Here is a 19,231-nt window from a genome sequence, read left to right on the forward strand (position 1 = left end):
AAAGGAGACGAAAAAACTTTGCATTATTGACCTCACCAAGACATGAAATGGTAGATATTCCACATAGGGCTAAATATCGTGCTGAAGGGGCTTAACTTAGTGCCATTCGGATGTGTCCCTATTAATTCGATTAATTCGAAGGGGGCAGGCTACTTTAACAATAAAGGGGGAACAACCATGAAAATCCTGATAGCAGAAGACAACGTGAGACTTCAAAAGTCGGTTGGTATGTTATTGAAATGCTGGGGCTTTGATTTTGATACGGCGAGTAACGGGCGGGAGGCGGTCGAACAGGCCGTGGCGAATGAAGGTGCATATGACCTTTGCCTTATGGATATAGATATGCCTATAATGGATGGCTGTGAAGCGGCGCAGACGATTCGCAGGGAGGTCAGGTATTTTCCCATTATGGCTTTATCCGGCAATGCCTATATTGAAGAGAAGTTCGCTGCCGCCGGGATGGATGATTATTTACCGAAACCCTTTGAAGCTGACAGGCTTTTGGGTAAAATACGGGAATTGACGGTTAAGGCTTTTGATTTATTTTTTGATAATTTCGAATTTCGTATAAAAAAGGAGATGCCAATGGATCCGAAACAAGCAGAAGAATTAAGAGGGCTTGCGAAACAAGGTTTGTGCAAGATGCGCTTGAGAGGCGCAGGCGCTCATGATGTTACGGTAACAGTACATAAAAATATACCTAACAGTATTGCCTATGACTTTATTCAGGAAGAAGCTGAATTAACGACCTTTATTGATCGTGATAAGGATTCACCGGCTGAATGTTATCTTTTTAAATCAAATTGCCTGGTGCCTGCCGTTTTACTGGATGGTGAGCAGTATGAAGAAAAATGTAAGAAAGAGGATGAAAAGATGCAGAAGCGAAAAGAACTTTTAACAGCAAAGAAAGAGACATAATCAAATCTGGCGCAAGTGCTGGAAACGCCGCTTCTCGCCTTATTCCACCCTGCCTGTTATGAAATCCTGTCAAAAAAAAAATAAAAGATTGTTTTAGACCTCGTTAAGAGATTTAACGGGGCAGGCGGGATTAACGGGATTGACAGGATGAAGAACAAAATAATAAAGTCAGCTTTATCTCTTCCGGCTTAATTTTACTGTGATCCGGCTTTTTCTATGAATTCCATCAACAGGGAAAAGATCAGGCCCCATATTTACGACCATATCAACCTCATGGCCACTACTATCACGAAAAAAATCCATGTAATTTGCAAGTTCAACTTTCAAATTACATGGATTGGCGGATAAAGGTCAAATTGAAAACAAAAGAAATAGCGATAATAAAGACGAAGGACCAAAGAGCTTGTCTGGCTTAGGGGCTTGCAGTGAGGGAAAGCCATCATGATAAATTAGTGTCAAATAGCTATTTCTTTCTGTACATCAAATGCTGCGTCCCCCGTCCGTGAATGGCCCCTTTTTTCTCATACCGCGTTTTTATTTTATCCTGCCTGACTTCATCGAGAAAACGGCCTTCCACAGGGATTTTTTCAAATGCGTCACAGCTTTGAAAGGCTTCTTTCATCCATTCATAATAGGCTTCCGCGTCGGTAGAAAGCCATACTTCTCCCCCTTTTTTGAGCTTTCTCAGAAGCAGTTCCACCGTATGGGACTGGATGATGCGTCTTTTTGTGTGCCGTTTCTTGGGCCAGGGGTCGGGATGGTTGATGTGGATATAGTCAAAGAGTTCATCGGCAAAGATCTCTTCCATGGCCATGAGGGCGCTGCCGTGAATAATCCAGATGTTTTGCAGGTTCTTTTCTTCCCTATGCTTTAATAAGGCGGCAATGCCGTTTAAAAAAATCTCACAGCCCACAATGTGAGCATCAGGCAGCGCGTCGGCCAGTGCAGCCGTATATTCGCCATTTCCAAAACCTATTTCAAGATGGAGGGGACCGCTTCCCTCAAAATAAGAGGAAAGATCAATAATGCCGGCTTTGAAGGGAATTTCCACTTTTGGCAGAGCTTTTTCCAGCAGGTCTTTCTGACTGGCGGAGAGCTTGACCGCCTTGCGGCCAAAGGCCTTGTGACTGCTTTTAAAATCGCTGTTTCTGCCTTTATTGTGCACCATTTAATTTTGCTCCATTGTCATTTTTCTGCTTACAGAGGCGTAATATTAAGGGGACTGTGGGAGACTGTCAAGGTGCAAATAAAATCCACCCCTCACCCTGGTCCTTGCCCAGGGAGAGGGATATGCAATAATCTCCTCTCCCCTCATGGGGAGAGGATTAAGGCGAGGGGTGGATTTTACCGACAACCCAAAATATTTCTAATCCATAACTGAATCTCTTTAACCTTTGACAATAGCCTGTTTTTTATTTAGATTTATTTTAAACTATTTTATCCCTTTTCTAATATGGAGGCTGCAATGAGTGACCTAAAGATTGAAGTCGAATATTGTGTTGAGTGAAACTTTCTTCCCCAAGCCTCCGGTCTGGCGGCTGCAATTGAAGGAAGGTATGCTATCAAATCGGAACTGATAAAGGGTGGCGGCGGCATTTTTACGGTCAAGATAAACGGGAAAATGGCTTACAATAACAGGGAGCACGGGGGAAGGTTTCCTGAAAATGAAGAGATTTTTACGGCGCTTGATAAAGTGGCGGCCCCTCTTGCCGAAAGTGAAAGAATGGAGCCGGAATCGGGTGCTGGAATCGATTCCCCGAGTTGTAACTGGTCTTCTGAAAAAAAGTAAAAGAAAAAATATCCTCTTAATGAAAAATGTCTCTACTAAAAGAAAATTTCTGGAAAAATAAAAGCCTCTCCCAATTAACGCATGAAGAGTGGGAGGCCCTTTGCGATGGCTGCGGCCTTTGCTGTTTAAACAAGATTGAAGATGATGAAAGTGGCGAGTATCTCTATACCAATGTGGCCTGTTCTCTTTTGGATCATGAAAAGAGGCGCTGTTTTGACTATGAGGGAAGAAGTATTTTAAAAAATGACTGCTTAAGACTGACGGCTGAAAATATTGAAGAGGTCCCCTGGCTCCCCTCAACCTGTGCCTATCGGCTCGTGAAGGAAGGAAAAGACCTTCCCTGGTGGCATCCCCTCATTTCAGGAACAAGGCAATCCTTAAATGAGGCGGGAATAGGATACAGGGAAAAGTTGATTTGTGAAAAGGGGATTGATGCGGAAATTCTTTCTGAATATGTTGTCGACTGGGTGACTGTTGAGCCGGCAAATGAGAAAAGCAGATAAAAACCTGTTAATATCTCAGGCATCTGTGTTATATATTGGCCACTAAAGATAAAGGAGCAGGCTTATCATGGCATCTGATGTACAGGATATTACAATCGAATATGAAGAAGAGGGGATCATTGTTACCAAAGAACTGGACAAAGTCATTCTTTCCAGGGGCGCATGGACAACGATCATTTTCAAATTCCAGGACTGGGACAGGCAGAAAGAGACCTACGGCCCGGAGAAATTCACCATACGCCGCTACAGGAAGCTGCACGGCAATTACCAGCAGCAGTCCAAATTCAATATTTCAAGCATTGACCAGGCAAATAAAATCATCGAGGCATTGCAAGGCTGGATAAAAGCATAGCAGGCTTCATTTTTTTTAAATTTCTATTGCAGTCAACCATAAAAAGCATTCATAGGCGGTAATTCGCCATAAGCTTTCCTAAGTATTTATTAAGGGCATTTGATCTGCTCAGAAAAGGAATGGGTGGTTTTTTACGGGTAGAAAACTGGTTGAGCAGTTTTACTATTTCCTCGTTTTCAGGATCTGTTTCGATACCGGCTCTCAGGGTTTTTATCAGCTTGCTATGCCATTTTCGCTTTATATAAACCTCGGCAAGATTCAAATAACATTCGGCGTTGCCTGAATCAAGTTTGAGGGCTTCTTTGCAAAGCTTTTCCGCTTTTTTTAGATTCCCGCCCGATTTGGCTATCAGGGCGCCCAGAAGGGACAGTGATGCCGGTGTGGGTCCTCCATATTTTATATTATCCTCTAAAAAACCTATTGCGCCTTCGTAGTCATTGTCCCTGATCCTTTCGAGAGCCAGATCATATCTCTTTTGAATATGTGCTGCCATGCCATTTTCTCCCCTAAATAATATCAATTTTCACCCCTGAAATGTCTATTATAACATTAAATGACGATAAAATCATCTTGATGAAAAAAAATTACACCATTTGACGGCCCGTTGCCTTTTTAAATTTATTTGGATATCATTTTATAAATATTAATTTACAGGAGAAAGTATTATGTTGAGAAAAAAGGGAAAGCATTATCTTGTTTTTATGGTTCTTGCCTGTCTGTCAGTGATCTCATCCCCCCTGCTTGCAGGTGAGGGATTTCGGGATGCAGATGTTAAGGAAGCGGCCGAAATGGTTGCAAAAGAAAAAAATAACGCCCGCTTTGTTATTCTCGATGTAAGAACAAAAGGGGAATATGATAAGGGGCATCTCTTTAATTCCATCAATATTGACATTAAGTCGGCAAACTTCGGGGAAGAGATAGGCTTGCTGGACAGGAACAAGACCTACCTCGTCTACTGCCATTCGGGCAAACGAAGCAAGAGGGCTCAGAAAAAGATGAAAAGTATGGGCTTTAAGAATATTATCAATATGAAAGGGGGCTTTACCGGCTGGCTGGGAGAAAAAAATCCTTACCAACGATAAAGGGCTTGCTCAATCAATCTGTCAGGGAGGGGAAAAAGGCCGCGCCGCACAAGGTGCGGCCTTTTTTGTTTTCAGGAGAGGTTTATCTTAACAAGGCCTTTATTTTTTGATACATTTTATTATGTGTAAAGGACTGTCGGTCCATGATTTTCAGGATAATTTTTTTGACGCACTATATTTCTCTAATAAGGCGCTTTTCGGGAAGGGGACCAGGATGGAAAACAGGCTGCAGGATCTGACGGAAAAAATATACGAAGAAGGTATTGAAAAAGGCCGGAAAAAAGCGGATGAACTCGTTGCTCAAGCAGAAGAGAAGGGCCAAAATATAGTCAGTGACGCAAAAAATACGGCGGAAGCAATCATCTCATCGGCTAAAAAAAGCGCAGCCGAATTTAAAGAAAGGGTAGAAGCTGAAGTACGGCTTGCAGGACGGCAGGCCATGCGCACTTTTAAAAAGGAGATAGAAGATATTATCGTGGCAGAGGCCCTCGATAAAAACCTGCGGACCTCCATGAATAATCTTGAAAATATAGAAGATTTTGTGAGAGAAGTTATTAAAAACTGGCACCCTGAAAAAACAGAGTCACCCAGCCTCGAAGTCCTTCTCCCCGAAAAGAGAAGAGAAGAACTTGAAAAATGGTTTAAATCGGAAATAGGCAAGGGACTTAAAAAGGGTATTACCATTAACTTCCACAAGAAAATAAAGGGAGGCTTCCAGATAGAATCAAAGAAAGGGGGGTACCGCATAAACCTGACGGACGAAGATTTTCTGGAATTTTTCAAAGAGTATCTTAAGCCAAGAGCCAGAGAACTCCTTTTCGGGGAGAGGCAGAATGGCTGAAAACTACTATTTTCTCGTAGCAGGGCTTCCTGAAGCCGACTTCGATGCGCCCCGGGAGTGCCCCTCCTTTCCGGACTTTGCGAAGCTTGCCAAAGATCATCTCCTCCCTTCCGATGTCCTGCTTTTCCAAAAAATTCAACTGACCATCGATATTGGCAACCTTGCAGCGCTAATGGAAAGAGGGGACCATCTTTTTACAGAGGGAGGATTGTATGAAAAAGAGGCGCTTCAGGAGGGGCTTCATGATCCCCATATTTTCCCCCCCTGTATGCAGCAGGTGATAGAGGCCTGGCAGAGTGATATTCCCGTATTTCACAATATTACCTGGGAAGACCAGCTTAACTGGCTCTTTTACGAAGCCATGGAAGCGGTGGAGAGCCGGTTTTTACGCAAGTGGTTTGCCTTTGATGTGACCTTTAATAATCTCCTTGCCGTTATGAGTTGCAGCGAATTTAATATTCCCATCGAGCGCAGGGTGACTGAAAGGATTGAAAATATCTGCACCCAGGCCGTTATTACGAGAAACGAGGCGGCTGAAGCCATCGTGAATAGTTCAGATCCCGACTTTTCTCTCCCTCCCATCTTCCCTCTGGCCTCAAGGGTTCTCTCTCTTGACAGGAGTGACCTGGAAAATTTTGAAAAAAGCATGGACCGCATAAGGTGGGACTGGCTTACGGAAGCAGTGGTACATAATTATTTCGATATTGATTTTATTCTTGCTTATGGCTTGAAGCTGAAGATTATGGACCGCTGGAAAAGGCTTACTCCCCAAGCCGGAAAGGAACGGTTCGAAGGGTTGCTGCATTCCTTTGAAAGTTCCTGTCAAGGGGTTTCCATGGAGGAGGTGATCCCTTGAAAACAAAGGGAAAGGTGACAGGCATCGTTTCCAATCTCGTTACTATTGCCGCTGACGGGCCGGTGGCGCAAAACGAGATCTGCTATATTGAACTTAAAGGGCAAAAGCTCATGGCGGAAGTAATCAAAATGGAAAGGGGGATCGCTTATGCCCAGGTCTTTGAAAGCACGAGAAACCTGAAAGTTGGTGATGAGGCAGAGTTTACAGGGCGCCTGCTTGAAGTGAGCCTTGGCCCGGGCATGCTGTCAAAGGTTTATGACGGTCTCCAGAATGATCTTTATAAAATGGAAAGCCTCTTCCTGAAAAGGGGTGAATATACAGAAGCCTTCGATCATGACAGACAGTGGCGCTTTACTCCCCTCATGCAGACAGGGGATGCCGTTCATGCTTCGGACTGGCTCGGTGAGGTCAAAGAGGGCTGGATAAGACACAGGATCATGGTCCCCTTTGACTGCAAGGGGACAGCTACGATCAGGCATATCGTGGCTGAAGGAGAATACAGGACGGGAGAAACCATTGCCACCATTGTCGATGAAGAGGACAATGAAAGGGCCATTTCCATGATTATGAAATGGCCCGTCAAAAGGGCCGTCAAGAATTATCGCCATAAACCGCGGCCCTTCAGAGTCATGGAGACGGGTATTCGCGTTATCGATGTGATGAATCCCATGGCTGAAGGAGGAACGGGCTTTATCCCGGGGCCTTTCGGGTGCGGCAAAACGGTCCTTCAGCATGCGCTGGCCAAAAATGCCGATGCCGACCTGATTATTGTCGTTGCTTGCGGAGAAAGGGCCAATGAGGTAGTGGAAATCTTCCAGGATTTTCCCGAACTGGATGATCCGAGGACGGGAAGAAAGCTGATGGAGAGGACCATCATCATCTGCAATACATCAAATATGCCTGTCGCCGCAAGGGAGGCTTCCGTTTATACAGGCATGACCATTGCCGAGTACTACCGTGCCATGGGGCTTAAAGTCCTTATTCTGGCCGATTCCACATCGAGGTGGGCCCAGGCCATGCGGGAAATTTCAAACCGTATGGAAGAACTCCCCGGTCCCGATGCTTTTCCCATGGACCTGCCCGCAACGGTGGCCAACTTTTATTCAAGGGCGGGCTTTGTCTACCTTCCAAACGGCGAAAGTGGGTCCGTCACCTTTATCGGAACGGTAAGTCCCGCAGGGGGAAACCTTAAGGAGCCCGTCACGGAATCGACTAAAAAAGCAGCGCGGACTTTTTATGCCCTTTCCCAGAATCGCGCTGATTCAAAGCGCTATCCCGCCATAGACCCTGTCGAGAGTTATTCAAAATACCTGGAGTACCCGGAAGTGAGGGATTGTCTCAATTCGCTCATGGAAAGAGGCTGGTGTGACAGGGTAAGCTATTTAAAAGATATGCTTCAAAAAGGGATGGAGGTGAGTAACCAGATCAAGATTCTCGGTGATGACGGTGTTCCCGTCGGCTATCATGAAACCTTCTGGAAGGCGGAGACTATCGACTTTTCCATCCTCCAGCAGGACAGTTTTGACCGTATTGACGCATCGACGCCGCTGGAAAGGCAGAAGTATATGGTTGATCTGGTGACGGACCTATGCAAAAGCGATTTTCATTTTGAGCATTTTGACGAAGTGGCCCCTTATTTCAAGCGCATTATCAACAGGCTCAGGCAGATGAATTATCTTGAATATGAAAGTGATGCTTTTGAAAAGGAAAGGGCCTCGCTTGCGGAACTCCTCAAGGAAAGGAGGCGCGTCTAATGCATACGAAGGCCTTCCAGAGGATCTACACGAGCATCGAAAATATTACGCGGGCAACATGCACCGTTGTTGCCGAAGGGGTGGGAAATGAAGAGATGGCCTATGTAGACGACCGTCCCGCACAGGTGGTAAAAATCATGGGCAACCGGGTGACCTTGCAAGTCTTCCCCGGCACAGAAGGGATAGCAAGTGATGCAGAGGTTATTTTTTTGGGCAAGCCTCCCACCCTCAAGGTGAGTGATGAATTGAGAGGGCGTTACTTCAACCCTTACGGCAAACCGATCGATGGAGGTTCTCATGTGGAAGGGATAGAGGTGGAAACAGGCGGGCCGTCCGTTAATCCTGTCAGGCGCAGGCAACCGTCGCGCATCATTGAAACGGGCATTGCCGGTATCGACCTTAACAATACCCTTGTCACAGGCCAGAAGATCCCCTTTTTTGCCGATCCCGACCAGCCTTTTAATATGGTCATGGCCCATGTGGCCTTACGGGCCAGTGCGGACATTATTATACTGGGAGGCATGGGACTTTCCAATGATGACTATCTCTATTATAAAAATGTCTTTGAAAGTGCAGGTGCCCTGGAAAAAATCATCAGCTTCGTCAATACGACGGAAGATCCGCCTGTCGAGAGGCTTCTCGTTCCCGACATGTGCCTTACTGCCGCCGAGCATTTTGCAACGGAAAAAAATGCAACGGTCCTCGTGCTTCTCACCGATATGACCCTTTATGCCGATGCGCTGAGCATTGTTTCCAACCGCATGGACCAGATTCCCTCGAAAGACTCCATGCCGGGCTCCCTCTATAGCGACCTTGCCAGGATTTATGAAAAAGCGGCACAGCTTCCGGAAGGCGGCTCTATAACAATTATTGCCGTTACCACCTTAAGCGGCGGTGACATTACTCACGCCATTCCCGATAACACGGGCTACATTACGGAAGGACAGCTCTATTTAAGGCGTGATACGGACATTAGCAGGGTTGTCATCGATCCTTTCAGGAGCCTTTCCCGCCTCAAACAGCTGGTTATAGGCAAGGTGACGAGAGAGGACCATCCCCAGGTTATGAATGCCTGTATCCGGCTTTTTGCCGATGCAGCCAATGCAAAAACGAAAAAGGAGAATGGCTTCGACCTGACCGGGTACGATGAAAGGACCCTTGATTTCGCCGGAGACTATTCATTAAAACTCCTCGCTATCGACGTCGATCTCTCTATGGAGGCCATGCTTGATACAGCCTGGGAACTGCTGGGGCGCTACTTTTCGAGGGAAGAAGCGGGCATAAGGCAGGACCTGATGGAGAGATACTGGAGAGAAGGCCGGGAAAAGGCGGCTAAACAGGAAGAAGAGGCCCCGTAAAAAATGGAACTCAAGTACCATTTCAACAAGACATCACAGCAGCAGCTTGCAAAAGAGTTGAAGGTAAGGATCGACGCCCTTCCCACACTTCATGCCAAGGAGGCGGCTCTCAGGAATGAGGTAAAGCGGGCAAAAGAGGCTGTTTTAAAGATCGAAAGCGATATTGCTCAAGCGCTTGAAGAAGTAGCGCCTATGGAAAAACTCTGGGCTGAATTTCCCCGGGTTCTCTGTATCAGGGAAGTAAGGCTTAAATCGAAAAACATAGCAGGGGTAAAGATAGACGAGCTTGAAGGAATCGATTTTGACGTAAAGCGTTTCAGCCTTTTCGGTCGTCCCTTCTGGTTTATGCGGGGGGTGGACATATTGAGAAATATTGCCCGTATGAAGGTCAGACTGAAAGTGCTCACGAAAGAGCTGGAAGTTCTTGACTATGCCAGGAAAAAGACGACGCAAAAAGTCAATCTCTATGAAAAGGTGCAGGTTCCGGCCTATAGGGAGGCCATAAGGAAGATCAAGCGTTTTCTGGAAGATGAAGATAACCTGGCCAGGTCGTCGCAAAAGATACTGAAAGAGAGAAAGGCCATGGCAGGAGCTGCCTCATGATCGTAAGGATGAAAAAACTATCTCTTCTGCTCTATCACAGGGACAAGGAGCCTTTTCTAAAGGCCCTGCAAAAAATCGGTGTTCTTCATGTGAATCCACTGCCTGACGTTACATCAGTGGCGCTTGAAAAGGCCATTGAACTCCATGAAAGATACGAAAGGAGCCTCCGTGTACTCCATGAGATGGCAGCCAAAAAGGAGGGGCCTTTTGTAAAAGAACTAACCATGGAACCTCTGTGCATACTTGACGCCTTTGATGAACTATACAGCTGCTTATGCAAAAGAGAAGGCGACATTAAAGGACTTGAAAAAATAGCTGAAGAACTCTCTCCCTGGGGGAATTTTGATCCCCATACAATAGAAACCATTCAAAAAGCCGGTATCAATGTAAGGTTTATGGTCGTTTCCAGGGAGGATTTTCAGGGCATGGATTTTGAGGATACGCTTTGTGAAGTGATAAGCAGCAGCAGGAAAAAGCGCTTTCTTCTTGTTATCGAAAGGGGAGAGAAAGCGCATCTAAAGGGGACGGAAGTTCACCCTCCCATGCAATCTCTTGCAGAGATCTTAAAAGAACTCAATGATTTAAGGGAAGAAAGAAAAAAACTCCACTTATCGCTGGAACGGCTCACTCCTTACAGGCCGCTGCTCAAGGACTGTGAAACCAGGCTTAAAGACCGGATCCGTTTCAGGGAGGCCGAACTTCATATGGCGGGAGAAGCGGAAGGGTCGCTTGCGGCCATGTCGGGATGGTTCAGGCATGACCACGAAAATAAAATCCGCTCTTTTCTCGATGATTTCAATGCCTGTTACCTGATAGAAAGCCCGGTTCCCGGTGATGAGGCGCCTGTCCTCCTTGAAAACAACCGGTTTACACAGCTTTTCGAGCCGGTAACGAAAATCTTTTCTCTCCCTTCCTATTTCGAACTCGATCCAACCCCTTTCTTTGCGCCATTTTTTGCGCTCTTTTTCGGCCTTTGTCTTGCCGATGTCGGTTATGGTCTCATAATCGCCGTCATTTCCGGCTTTCTTGCCTTTAAAGGGCCTTTTAATTTGCGGCCTCTTTTTACCATGGCGCTCATACTGGGCCTCATGACCGTAGCAGGGGGGATGATGCTTAACACATTATTTGGTGAGGCCATATTCTACAGGCCCGGTGTTGAAAGGGCCCTCTTTAGCGAGGGAGCCGTTTTTGCCCCCTTGGGCCCCTACCTGTCGGAAAGTGAGATGGTATTCCCCGGTATGACCTTTGCGCTCATGCTCGGCTTCATTCAGGTTATTCTGGGGATCGTCCTGAACGGTGTAAAAAGGGCCCGCTTGAGCGGCCCGCTTTATGCGCTTCAGCCTTTGTCATACCTCTTGATGATCACGGGAGGGCTTGTCTGGGCAGCGCAGGCCGATGTAATGGGTTTGGCAGCGGCAGAAGCAGGGCCCATTCCTGTTGGCGCAATCCTGACCGGTATCCCCGCAGCAACGGGAAAGGCGCTTGTTTTTAGCGGCCTTCTTCTTCTTTTTCTATTTAATAATCCGGCGAAGAAAATACATATAAGGCCGCTTCTGGGTTTGTGGGAATTATATGGCTTTGCTACGGGGCTTATGGGGGATATCCTCTCTTACCTGAGACTCTTTGCACTGGGCCTTGCCGGGGCCCTTCTGGGAAATGCCTTCAACAGGATCGCTTTTATGATCGTTACTGATGGAAGCGGTGTTATCCACTATACCTCTTTCGGCATGGTGGGTACCCTGCTTATACTGCTTCTGGGGCATACGCTTAACCTCGGCCTTGCCACACTGGGCGCCTTTGTTCACTCGCTTCGTTTAACCTTTGTCGAGTTTTATAAAAACCTTAACTTTGAAGGCGGTGGAAAGGCATTTAAGCCCCTTTCATTGCATAATCATTCTGAGCGGTCAAGTTAAAGAGGAGGTTAAAAATGGGATATTTTCTTGCATTAACAGGAATGGGATTGATGATAGGTCTTCCCGGGGCAGGTTCGGCCATAGGACTTGCGGCCGGAGGTTCCGCCGTGCTCGGCATGATGAAGAAGAAACCTGACGCTTTTGGCCGGGGGCTTGTATTGTCGGGCCTGCCTGCAACACAGGGGCTCTATGGATTTGTTGCCTTCATTATGTATAACGGGAGTGTTAACTCGGGAATCACTCTTTTTCAGGGGGCCGTCGTTTTCGGCGCCGGTATTGCCGTGGGGCTTGCTTCCATCGTGTCAGCCATACAGCAGGGAAAGGTCTGTGCCAACGGCATTTCGGCTATCGGCAGTGGTCATGATGTTTTCGGCAACACCATGATCCTGGCCGCATTTCCCGAGTTCTATGCCATACTCTCTCTTGTTGCGGCCATACTTATGATGGGGCTTTTGGGCTCCTGAGTCCGACAGACTCCTAGCGGGTGTTTTTATTTTTTAAGTACTCTCCAATGGCCCTGCCTGCTTCACGTCCGGCATTGGTAAGTGATTCTGTAATCGCCATGTGAAAGGTCTCAATAAACTTCCGGCCATAACTTGATTCGGAAAAAGCAATATATTTTTCTATCTCGTTGTTTTTTAATAAGCGGTAGTTATAAAGAAAGCCTGATAATATTTTTTCTTCCATTGATTTTTCAAGTTCAGGCCTTTGCGTAAGCGCCTCCTTTTCAAGTGCATTTAAGGCCTCGTCATTTGAAGGTTTAAAAGCGCCCAACATAGCCATAGACATGGCTATTTCCATGTTAAGCGCCATATTGACCGCTCTTTCTGTTGCTTTTGTCGCTTTTTCGAGTCTCTTCATGCGTTCCATTTTTACAGTACCCTGCCTGCTTTGCATGAGTTGATTCATCATTGCCTTTTTTCTCTCCACCGATGCTCCGGAGAATACATCAGTCTCAATTGAGACAATTGCCCGGCCAAGTGGTGAATCAAACCATTGAAGCAGGTCTGAAATTTCATCGGCGCCAAGGGCAATGTCAAAGGCCTTTCTAATCTTTACCTGTAATTTGCCGGGGTAAAAGGCGCTTCCCAAAATGAGGATACTTTTATTTAAAGCCTCTCCCCGGGCTTGACCGGATTGTGCCCAGCCGGTCCTGAAGCCTCTTTTTATGTAGAGTGGGATTGCTTCGAGTTGTCTGTTAATGCCGGATTTTTCCATCAGTTCTTCTAAAAGACGTTCTTTGTCTTCTTTGTTAAGTTCGGCAATTTCCCCCTCTTCTGTTTTATGGGCCATTTCATCGTGAAGGTGGCCTTGTTCCTCTTCAGCCCCATACAAAGTTCCCGTAAGAAAAAATAACACTATTAATAAACATAAGAGGGAATATATTTTTTTCATTGTATTACTCCTTGAATCAAGTGAGTGATTATAAAGTAATCATTTGGCCTGAATAATTCAACTATACAGATATTTTTTTTCTTGTCAATTACTCCATGCAGGTGGAAGCTGTTCTTCATTTCAGTTGACATGGACCGATAATGATCGATAAAATTATGCTTTTTTAAATTTGAAGACCTCCTGGCAAAAGAGGAGAAAAGAAAGGGATTAGAATGGAAAAAAGAGAAAAGCTGTACGAAGGTAAGGCCAAGATTATTCACGCAACCGATGATCCGGACCTTATCATTCAATATTTCAAGGATGATGCCACAGCTTTTAATGCTGAAAAGAAGGGAACCATTGCAAGCAAAGGGATAATGAACAATCAAATCTCGGAAGTACTTTTTAAATACCTGGCTGAAAAGGGTATTCCCACGCATTTTGTGGAACGGTTAAATGACAGGGAGATGCTTAACAAGAAGCTTGACATTATTCTCGTTGAAGTGGTTGCAAGAAATATTGCTGCCGGTTCACTGGCCAAAAGGCTGGGCAAGGAAGAAGGTGAAGTTCTTCCTGCAACGGTTGTGGAATACTATTACAAGGATGATTCCCTGGGAGACCCCCTGATCAATATGGACCATATCAGGATCCTCGGTCTGGCAACGGATGACGAGATGGCAAAAATAAGAGAATATGCAGTAAAGATTAATGGCCTTCTTAAAAAGTTTTTTGATGAAAGAAATATCGACCTTGTCGATTTTAAGCTGGAATTCGGCCGGCATAAAGGTGAAATTCTGCTTGGTGATGAGATATGCCCCGATACGTGCAGACTTTGGGATAAAAAGACCCATGAAAAGATGGATAAGGACAGGTTCAGAAGAGATATGGGTAAAATTGAAGAGGCCTATGCCGAGGTTTGCAGGAGGGTTTGCGGAGAATCGCTTTAACTTTTCCCTCTTGCAGCTATTTTCATTATGTGGAGGATAGTCTTTCTGTCCTCTTCATCTATTTTTCTGAAAAGGTCAAGTAACTGACTTTCCTCGCCGGGGAGGTAGAAAGGTTTTTCCTCTCCGGCAAGGAAGGGGGGCTCTTCAAAAAAAAATCCTACCGGAACATGGAGGCAATTTGCCAGCATTTGCAGCTTTTCCGTATTAAGTGTGTTTGACCCTTTTTCATAGCGCTGGATTTGCTGATAACTTACATCGAGCTTCTCGGCCAGCCTTTCCTGGGTTATACCCAGGTCCCTTCTACGTTCTTTGATTTTCTCTCCAATATGCCGGGATGTTTTAAATGCTCTCATTTGTCCTCTCCTATGTCACATTTGTCCAGTCATACTATCAGTTGAAAGAATCATCGTCTATAACGTAATGGGTGTAAATTGACTTGCCAGTACCATGTGGCGGGTGTATTATGAGAAAAAATAAAGACTTGCCGGGGTAAGGATGAGTTCTTAGGGGGGAAATTAGAATGGGTAGTTTAGTAAAAAAAGCAAAATTGTCAGGAAAAAAAATTCTCATAGCCGATGACTCGACGGAAGTAAGGGATGCGCTATCGACAGCGCTGGATAGTTGCGGCGCTACCGTCATAGAGGCAAAAAATGGCATGGAAGCGCTGTCTCTGGCCGTTGAAAAAAAACCGGACATGATTATTATGGATATAAACATGCCGGAAATGAATGGTCTCGATGCGTGCCGTTCGTTAAAATCAGGAGAGGGAACAAAAAACATCCCTATTTTACTGTCCTCTTCCGATAAATTTCTCATGGAAACGGCTACTTCAAAAATGTCTATTGCTGACGACTATTTGTCGAAACCCTTCAGCTTAAGACAGCTTATTGATAAAGCGGCCCGTATTATCTGCCCCTCATAAATTATTAGAGATTCCATTAAGTCGGGATTTGGGGAATTTTCTGACTTTACATGTTCATTATTTTATTAAATAATAATTTTCATGAAGAGACGGGTTTTGGCAGACCTTATTTTATATGTGATGACGGTGGTCATGTTTCTGCCCCTATGTGCCGGCGCCGGGGAAGATCCTCAGACATTTTATGAGCGCGGGAGAGAGGCTTATAACCGTTTTAGCGATGACCATATCAAGGCAGCCATCATTTTTTTTGAAAAGGCAATAGAAGGTTCCCCCTCCTTTTCTCCCGCCTATTCGGCCCTGGCGGAAGCTTACATACAGGAATATCTCAGAAATCCTGAAGCGTCACCGGGGCTGCTTGAAAAAGCCGCTGCCGCCGCAGAAAAAGCCCTCTTTACCGATGCGCGTTCAGCGTCGGCTCACAAGGCCATTGCTTCCGTCTACTATGCAAAAGGAATGGTGGCGGAAGCGATAGAAGAACTTGAGAGGGCCATCGATATGGTTCCTGACTACGCAAGGGCTTTGCTCAATCTCGGTGCCTGCTGGCTTGCTATGGAAGACAGGGAGCGGGCCCTCGGTTTTTTCAGGGATGCCGTTAACGCCGATAATGACGATCTGGCCAAAGGGATTGCTTATTATAATATGGCCTCACTGGAGGCTGATGAGAAGCGCTTTGACAGTTCACTCGAAGTATACAGAAAGGCTGCCGGGCTTGTTCCCGATTATTACAATATTCATTATGGCCTTGGTGTTGTATATATGAATCTCGACAGGGACGGGGACGCGGTGGAATCTTTCAGAGAGGCGGTCCGTCTCAAAGCCGACTATATTCCGGGCCATATGGGTCTTGCCTCTGCATATCACCGTCTTGGTAATAAACCGTCAGCGATGAAGGCTTACGAAGCGGTTCTTGCTGTCGATCCTGAGTCGGAAGAGGCGGAGAAGGGGCTGGCAGCGCTTAAGGGAAAAAAAATTGGTTGCCTTTTTATTTATTGATTACTTATGCCTAAAGAATTAAGTCACCTCATTTTTTCAGACCGTGCGCTAAATATTATTGAAAAAACATGCCCTGAAAAGGGGACTATCCTGCGGACCCATTATGATCTTTACCTTTTAGGCTCCATTATTCCCGATACGGCTTTTTATGATCTCCCTCTTTTTATGAAAAACAAAAGTATCTCTTTTTTGTCCCATAGAGTTCACACAAACCGGGGAGGACTGGATAAGGTTTTTTTGACGAGGGCGCTGGAAGAAGGAATCAGTGGAAGTGATGAGAACTTTGCTTTTTGTTGCGGCCTTATATCTCACCAGTGGGCTGATTCACTTTTTCATCCCTTTATTGTTTACTTTACGGGCAATTACTTTCACCCTGACCTTGCAGAAAGAAAGAGGGCTCAGGCGAGACACCGTTTTCTGGAAGGGCTTGTCGATTTAAAGTTAATGGCGCACTACTTTCCTCAGGGAGAATTTAGCCCTGCCTCTGTTACCGGGAGGCTGAAGGCGATGAAGCCGCCACCATCATGCCTTTCTTTGTTTGTAAGGTCCGTCCCTGCTCAAGATGAAAAAAGGCGCACAGAAGAGATGGTCCTTAGGCTCGATAAAGCCCGTTTATTCCAGCTAAGGCTTCTTTCGCTTTACGGAAATAACTTTTTCAGGCAATTTATCCTTCTCGTCAATAGATTGTCGGGAAATCGTTTTGAGGACCATGCAGCGCTTCTCTACGGGGATAAGGCCTCTCTTTCCCTGAATATATTAAATGAAGAATGTCACTTTAAAGATCCCTGGTCGGGGCAGGCGATGAAGGGATCCATTACCGGCCTTGCAAAAGAAGTTCTTCATAATCTGACAGGCTCAATTAAAACATACGGGGAAGCAAGAAAATATTCCCGGCCTTTTTTACCGGCTGATCTCTTTGTTGCCTGTGGTGAGGATAAGGGAGATGAAGCGCTGGAAGATTGCCTTGATACGGGAGAAATGGATAAGTTTCTAAAGCGGTTTTTGAACCTAAAAGGGTAGCGCATGGCTGAGCTTGTGCCCGTATTCTTGATTTCATACCTCATCGGTTCCCTTTCCTTTGCCTGGCTGGCAGGAAGGCTAAAGGGTGTCGATCTTCGACTGGAGGGAAGCGGTACCCTTGGAGCGAGGAATGTAAAAAGAGTTATAGGTAAAGGGCCGGCCTTTGCCGTGCTTGCTCTCGATGTTTTGAAAGGGGTGGCCGGGGTGACTGCTGCCGTCCATATTTCCGGTCACCCTTCATCACCCATGGTGGGCTGGCTGGGTCTTGTTTGCGGCCATGGCTGGTCTCTTTTTTTGAAATTCAGGGGAGGAAAAGGGCTTGCCTCCAGCCTGGGGGCGCTCCTCTTGATATCACCGTTAACCCTTGCTCTGGAACTCCTGCTGGGGAGTTTTTTCTTTGCTTTTACAAAAAATGTCTATGCTGCGGCAATAAGCATGATTGCAGCCATGCCTGCCATTCTTTACTTTACCGGCGCCGGGGCTGCCTCCATTTTATTCTCCCTGCCACTGTCTTTGTTAATGCTTCTTTTGCACAGAAAGAATATGAAGGAACTTATCGCTGTCTTGAGGAAAGGGGGAAGTTAAGAGGGGGGATAGGGAAATACTACCTCGATCCGCTCCATTGGAGCTTGGTTCTCAGTACTTCATAATAATCCCTGTAAGGTGATTTTATCAGCTTTGTCAGGTTTTCCGATTTTTCTATCTCTATGGTGTCACCTTCCTTGAGGGCAAAGGCTACCTGCCCGTCCATGGTAAGAAGATAATCGACATTTTCCGTTTTCAGCGTTACGCTTATTCTGGACTGGTCAGGTATCATGATGGGGCGGTTGTTCAGTGTAAATGGGCAGATGGGGGCAATAATAATGGCTTTTAGCGTAGGATGAACAATGGGACCTGCCGCTGCCAGCGAATAGCCTGTCGATCCTGTGGGCGTGGAAAAAATAAGGCCGTCGACACGGTAAAGGGTAAGAAAATTATCATCGATCCTCGTATCGAGATCAATGATTCGTGCCATAGAACCCTTGCTGATAACGACGTCGTTCAAGGCGGAATATTCGGTAATTTTTTCTCCCTGACGATAGATGGAGGCTTTTAGCATCATTCTTTCTTCAAGGTCGTACTTGCTTTCGAGAATTCTCTCGAGGATGGGAAAAAGCTCATCAACGGTCATCTCCGTAAGAAAGCCGAGGCTGCCCAGGTTGACTCCCAGAATGGGGATGCTTCTCTTGCCGGCCAGTCTGGCGATGCTAAGAAGCGTTCCGTCACCACCAAGGACGATGATCAGATCGGCAATTTCGTGAATTTCCGTCTTGGAATAACCTTTTTTTATTCCCAGAGGTCCAATGACTTCCTTGTCAAAAACGGCTTCAATGCCCCGCTCCTTTAGCCAGGGGATGAGTTCTTTGGCCAGCCCGAGCCCTTCAGGCTTATTTCTTTTTATGATAATGGCTATTTTTTTCATCTATGTCCTCAATGTTCTGGAAAATTAACATAAAGAGGTAAAAGTGTCCATGTTTTTTGAATCCGGCGGGTGCATACTTTGTTGCTTGCTGCCTATTTTTCCTTCACCCGTTCTTTCATCTCATGAATCTGAATAATCTGGCGCCGGGCAACTTCAGGATTTGCCACTTTAGGTATGATGTCATAAAAAATGCCGGTGCCGCCAAGGTCCATGAGTATAAACCTTTCTTCACCGGCAGACAGTTGCAGGTCAAGTGTATACCCTTCGGAAATTTCCACATGATATTTTCCTTTATAGGTATCGATATAAAAGTATTCTCCCGGCAGTGAGTCACCTGCGTATGCGCCGTTTAGGCTGACAGGGGGGGTAATGAGAGACCCGGCCAGGATGTAGTGACGGAAAAAGAAAATGCGCCCCATTGGGGCCTTTAAGGGGGGGAAAAGGCTGGAAAAATCTCTCACGGGAAGACCGGATTCGGGAGTCGTCATACAACCCGGGAGGGGAGCAAAGAGTGAAACAATGATTATAAATGTTAGGAGTAAAG

Annotated in this window: 24 protein-coding genes; 17 read left to right on the forward strand and 7 right to left on the reverse strand. The window is 45.9% G+C overall.

All coding sequences use genetic code 11. The features are described from left to right. Positions 1 to 177: 177 nt before the first annotated feature. A complete protein-coding gene (locus tag OEV42_02925) occupies positions 178 to 918 on the forward strand; it encodes a response regulator (GenBank protein ID MDH3973210.1) in 741 nt (246 codons plus the stop codon). A 174-nt stretch (positions 919 to 1,092) separates the two neighbouring features. Here the strand turns inward: OEV42_02925 and OEV42_02930 are convergent, their stop codons facing one another. Both OEV42_02930 and trmB read right to left on the reverse strand, forming a co-directional pair. Then, the gene (locus OEV42_02930; protein MDH3973211.1) at positions 1,093 to 1,245 is read right to left on the reverse strand and encodes a hypothetical protein; all 153 of its coding nucleotides are present in this window, start codon (positions 1,243 to 1,245) and stop codon (positions 1,093 to 1,095) included. 136 nt (positions 1,246 to 1,381) lie between these two features. After that, positions 1,382 to 2,086 carry a tRNA (guanosine(46)-N7)-methyltransferase TrmB gene (gene trmB / locus OEV42_02935; protein MDH3973212.1) on the reverse strand — a complete coding sequence of 235 codons (705 nt, stop codon included), beginning with the start codon at positions 2,084 to 2,086 and terminating at the stop codon, positions 1,382 to 1,384. 453 nt (positions 2,087 to 2,539) lie between these two features. Between trmB and OEV42_02940 the strand changes: the two genes are divergently transcribed. From OEV42_02940 to OEV42_02950, 3 genes are all read left to right on the forward strand, one after another. Then, positions 2,540 to 2,707: a hypothetical protein gene (locus OEV42_02940; GenBank protein MDH3973213.1), complete on the forward strand. Its 168-nt coding sequence runs from the start codon at positions 2,540 to 2,542 to the stop codon at positions 2,705 to 2,707. 26 nt (positions 2,708 to 2,733) lie between these two features. Then, positions 2,734 to 3,210 carry a YcgN family cysteine cluster protein gene (locus OEV42_02945; GenBank protein MDH3973214.1) on the forward strand — a complete coding sequence of 159 codons (477 nt, stop codon included), beginning with the start codon at positions 2,734 to 2,736 and terminating at the stop codon, positions 3,208 to 3,210. 67 nt (positions 3,211 to 3,277) lie between these two features. Beyond that, on the forward strand, positions 3,278 to 3,562 hold the full coding sequence (locus OEV42_02950; protein ID MDH3973215.1) for a hypothetical protein: 285 nt from the start codon (positions 3,278 to 3,280) through the stop codon (positions 3,560 to 3,562). Positions 3,563 to 3,611: 49 nt separating this feature from the next. Here OEV42_02950 and OEV42_02955 read toward each other — a convergent pair whose 3' ends face one another. After that, entirely contained in the window at positions 3,612 to 4,055 is a 444-nt protein-coding gene (locus OEV42_02955; GenBank protein MDH3973216.1) for a hypothetical protein, read from the reverse strand. A gap of 172 nt (positions 4,056 to 4,227) precedes the next feature. On the opposite strand from OEV42_02955, the gene OEV42_02960 reads away from it, so the two are divergent. The 8 genes from OEV42_02960 to OEV42_02995 all read left to right on the forward strand — a co-directional run bounded on the left by OEV42_02960 (position 4,228) and on the right by OEV42_02995 (position 12,433). Further along, entirely contained in the window at positions 4,228 to 4,644 is a 417-nt protein-coding gene (locus tag OEV42_02960) for a rhodanese-like domain-containing protein (GenBank protein ID MDH3973217.1), read from the forward strand. Between the two features lie 214 nt (positions 4,645 to 4,858). Next, the gene (locus OEV42_02965; GenBank protein MDH3973218.1) at positions 4,859 to 5,485 is read left to right on the forward strand and encodes a V-type ATP synthase subunit E family protein; all 627 of its coding nucleotides are present in this window, start codon (positions 4,859 to 4,861) and stop codon (positions 5,483 to 5,485) included. Beyond that, on the forward strand, positions 5,478 to 6,341 hold the full coding sequence (locus OEV42_02970) for a DUF2764 domain-containing protein (GenBank protein MDH3973219.1): 864 nt from the start codon (positions 5,478 to 5,480) through the stop codon (positions 6,339 to 6,341). The genes OEV42_02965 and OEV42_02970 overlap by 8 nt, the downstream gene beginning before the upstream one ends. Then, positions 6,338 to 8,095, forward strand: coding sequence for a V-type ATP synthase subunit A (locus tag OEV42_02975; GenBank protein ID MDH3973220.1), 1,758 nt, complete (start codon positions 6,338 to 6,340; stop codon positions 8,093 to 8,095). The genes OEV42_02970 and OEV42_02975 overlap by 4 nt, the downstream gene beginning before the upstream one ends. After that, positions 8,095 to 9,453 (forward strand): V-type ATP synthase subunit B, encoded by a 1,359-nt coding sequence (locus OEV42_02980; GenBank protein ID MDH3973221.1) that lies wholly within the window; start codon positions 8,095 to 8,097, stop codon positions 9,451 to 9,453. The genes OEV42_02975 and OEV42_02980 overlap by 1 nt, the downstream gene beginning before the upstream one ends. A 3-nt stretch (positions 9,454 to 9,456) precedes the next feature. Next, a complete protein-coding gene (locus tag OEV42_02985) occupies positions 9,457 to 10,056 on the forward strand; it encodes a V-type ATP synthase subunit D (GenBank protein MDH3973222.1) in 600 nt (199 codons plus the stop codon). Next, a complete protein-coding gene (locus OEV42_02990) occupies positions 10,053 to 11,969 on the forward strand; it encodes a hypothetical protein (protein MDH3973223.1) in 1,917 nt (638 codons plus the stop codon). The genes OEV42_02985 and OEV42_02990 overlap by 4 nt, the downstream gene beginning before the upstream one ends. A 14-nt stretch (positions 11,970 to 11,983) precedes the next feature. Then, positions 11,984 to 12,433: an ATPase gene (locus OEV42_02995; GenBank protein ID MDH3973224.1), complete on the forward strand. Its 450-nt coding sequence runs from the start codon at positions 11,984 to 11,986 to the stop codon at positions 12,431 to 12,433. A 13-nt stretch (positions 12,434 to 12,446) separates the two neighbouring features. Here the strand turns inward: OEV42_02995 and OEV42_03000 are convergent, their stop codons facing one another. Then, the gene (locus OEV42_03000; protein MDH3973225.1) at positions 12,447 to 13,364 is read right to left on the reverse strand and encodes a hypothetical protein; all 918 of its coding nucleotides are present in this window, start codon (positions 13,362 to 13,364) and stop codon (positions 12,447 to 12,449) included. Between the two features lie 212 nt (positions 13,365 to 13,576). Here OEV42_03000 and OEV42_03005 point away from each other — a divergent pair, with 212 nt between their 5' ends. Next, positions 13,577 to 14,290: a phosphoribosylaminoimidazolesuccinocarboxamide synthase gene (locus OEV42_03005; GenBank protein ID MDH3973226.1), complete on the forward strand. Its 714-nt coding sequence runs from the start codon at positions 13,577 to 13,579 to the stop codon at positions 14,288 to 14,290. Here OEV42_03005 and OEV42_03010 read toward each other — a convergent pair. After that, positions 14,287 to 14,643: a helix-turn-helix domain-containing protein gene (locus tag OEV42_03010; GenBank protein MDH3973227.1), complete on the reverse strand. Its 357-nt coding sequence runs from the start codon at positions 14,641 to 14,643 to the stop codon at positions 14,287 to 14,289. The genes OEV42_03005 and OEV42_03010 overlap by 4 nt on opposite strands. Positions 14,644 to 14,810: 167 nt before the next feature. On the opposite strand from OEV42_03010, the gene OEV42_03015 reads away from it, so the two are divergent. The 4 genes from OEV42_03015 to OEV42_03030 all read left to right on the forward strand — a co-directional run bounded on the left by OEV42_03015 (position 14,811) and on the right by OEV42_03030 (position 17,810). Then, positions 14,811 to 15,212, forward strand: coding sequence for a response regulator transcription factor (locus OEV42_03015; protein ID MDH3973228.1), 402 nt, complete (start codon positions 14,811 to 14,813; stop codon positions 15,210 to 15,212). Positions 15,213 to 15,293: 81 nt separating this feature from the next. Further along, positions 15,294 to 16,205 carry a tetratricopeptide repeat protein gene (locus OEV42_03020; GenBank protein ID MDH3973229.1) on the forward strand — a complete coding sequence of 304 codons (912 nt, stop codon included), beginning with the start codon at positions 15,294 to 15,296 and terminating at the stop codon, positions 16,203 to 16,205. 6 nt (positions 16,206 to 16,211) lie between these two features. Further along, positions 16,212 to 17,225 (forward strand): zinc dependent phospholipase C family protein, encoded by a 1,014-nt coding sequence (locus OEV42_03025; GenBank protein ID MDH3973230.1) that lies wholly within the window; start codon positions 16,212 to 16,214, stop codon positions 17,223 to 17,225. Positions 17,226 to 17,228: 3 nt separating this feature from the next. Beyond that, positions 17,229 to 17,810, forward strand: a complete 582-nt coding sequence (locus OEV42_03030) for a glycerol-3-phosphate acyltransferase (GenBank protein ID MDH3973231.1) — start codon at positions 17,229 to 17,231, stop codon at positions 17,808 to 17,810. A 19-nt stretch (positions 17,811 to 17,829) separates the two neighbouring features. Here the strand turns inward: OEV42_03030 and OEV42_03035 are convergent, their stop codons facing one another. Beyond that, positions 17,830 to 18,687, reverse strand: a complete 858-nt coding sequence (locus OEV42_03035) for an NAD(+)/NADH kinase (GenBank protein MDH3973232.1) — start codon at positions 18,685 to 18,687, stop codon at positions 17,830 to 17,832. Between the two features lie 92 nt (positions 18,688 to 18,779). After that, the gene (locus OEV42_03040; GenBank protein MDH3973233.1) at positions 18,780 to 19,175 is read right to left on the reverse strand and encodes a DUF2846 domain-containing protein; all 396 of its coding nucleotides are present in this window, start codon (positions 19,173 to 19,175) and stop codon (positions 18,780 to 18,782) included. Positions 19,176 to 19,231 lie beyond the last annotated feature (56 nt).

The sequence above is a fragment of the Deltaproteobacteria bacterium genome (genome assembly GCA_029860075.1).
Taxonomy (GTDB): domain Bacteria; phylum Desulfobacterota; class JADFVX01; order JADFVX01; family JADFVX01; genus JAOUBX01.

Excerpts from the sequence above, each read along its gene's own strand:
- OEV42_02995 (MDH3973224.1), top strand. The coding sequence starts at position 11,984 with ATGGGATATTTTCTTGCATTAACAGGAATGGGATTGATGATAGGTCTT.
- OEV42_02940 (MDH3973213.1), top strand. The coding sequence starts at position 2,540 with ATGGCTTACAATAACAGGGAGCACGGGGGAAGGTTTCCTGAAAATGAA.
- OEV42_03020 (MDH3973229.1), top strand. The coding sequence starts at position 15,294 with ATGAAGAGACGGGTTTTGGCAGACCTTATTTTATATGTGATGACGGTG.
- OEV42_03005 (MDH3973226.1), top strand. The coding sequence starts at position 13,577 with ATGGAAAAAAGAGAAAAGCTGTACGAAGGTAAGGCCAAGATTATTCAC.
- OEV42_03000 (MDH3973225.1), bottom strand. The coding sequence starts at position 13,364 with ATGAAAAAAATATATTCCCTCTTATGTTTATTAATAGTGTTATTTTTT.
- OEV42_02950 (MDH3973215.1), top strand. The coding sequence starts at position 3,278 with ATGGCATCTGATGTACAGGATATTACAATCGAATATGAAGAAGAGGGG.
- OEV42_02960 (MDH3973217.1), top strand. The coding sequence starts at position 4,228 with ATGTTGAGAAAAAAGGGAAAGCATTATCTTGTTTTTATGGTTCTTGCC.
- OEV42_02945 (MDH3973214.1), top strand. The coding sequence starts at position 2,734 with ATGTCTCTACTAAAAGAAAATTTCTGGAAAAATAAAAGCCTCTCCCAA.
- OEV42_02965 (MDH3973218.1), top strand. The coding sequence starts at position 4,859 with ATGGAAAACAGGCTGCAGGATCTGACGGAAAAAATATACGAAGAAGGT.
- OEV42_02925 (MDH3973210.1), top strand. The coding sequence starts at position 178 with ATGAAAATCCTGATAGCAGAAGACAACGTGAGACTTCAAAAGTCGGTT.
- OEV42_03025 (MDH3973230.1), top strand. The coding sequence starts at position 16,212 with ATGCCTAAAGAATTAAGTCACCTCATTTTTTCAGACCGTGCGCTAAAT.
- OEV42_03035 (MDH3973232.1), bottom strand. The coding sequence starts at position 18,687 with ATGAAAAAAATAGCCATTATCATAAAAAGAAATAAGCCTGAAGGGCTC.
- OEV42_02955 (MDH3973216.1), bottom strand. The coding sequence starts at position 4,055 with ATGGCAGCACATATTCAAAAGAGATATGATCTGGCTCTCGAAAGGATC.
- OEV42_03040 (MDH3973233.1), bottom strand. The coding sequence starts at position 19,175 with ATGACGACTCCCGAATCCGGTCTTCCCGTGAGAGATTTTTCCAGCCTT.
- OEV42_03015 (MDH3973228.1), top strand. The coding sequence starts at position 14,811 with ATGGGTAGTTTAGTAAAAAAAGCAAAATTGTCAGGAAAAAAAATTCTC.
- OEV42_02985 (MDH3973222.1), top strand. The coding sequence starts at position 9,457 with ATGGAACTCAAGTACCATTTCAACAAGACATCACAGCAGCAGCTTGCA.
- OEV42_03010 (MDH3973227.1), bottom strand. The coding sequence starts at position 14,643 with ATGAGAGCATTTAAAACATCCCGGCATATTGGAGAGAAAATCAAAGAA.
- OEV42_03030 (MDH3973231.1), top strand. The coding sequence starts at position 17,229 with ATGGCTGAGCTTGTGCCCGTATTCTTGATTTCATACCTCATCGGTTCC.
- OEV42_02980 (MDH3973221.1), top strand. The coding sequence starts at position 8,095 with ATGCATACGAAGGCCTTCCAGAGGATCTACACGAGCATCGAAAATATT.
- trmB (MDH3973212.1), bottom strand. The coding sequence starts at position 2,086 with ATGGTGCACAATAAAGGCAGAAACAGCGATTTTAAAAGCAGTCACAAG.
- OEV42_02970 (MDH3973219.1), top strand. The coding sequence starts at position 5,478 with ATGGCTGAAAACTACTATTTTCTCGTAGCAGGGCTTCCTGAAGCCGAC.
- OEV42_02990 (MDH3973223.1), top strand. The coding sequence starts at position 10,053 with ATGATCGTAAGGATGAAAAAACTATCTCTTCTGCTCTATCACAGGGAC.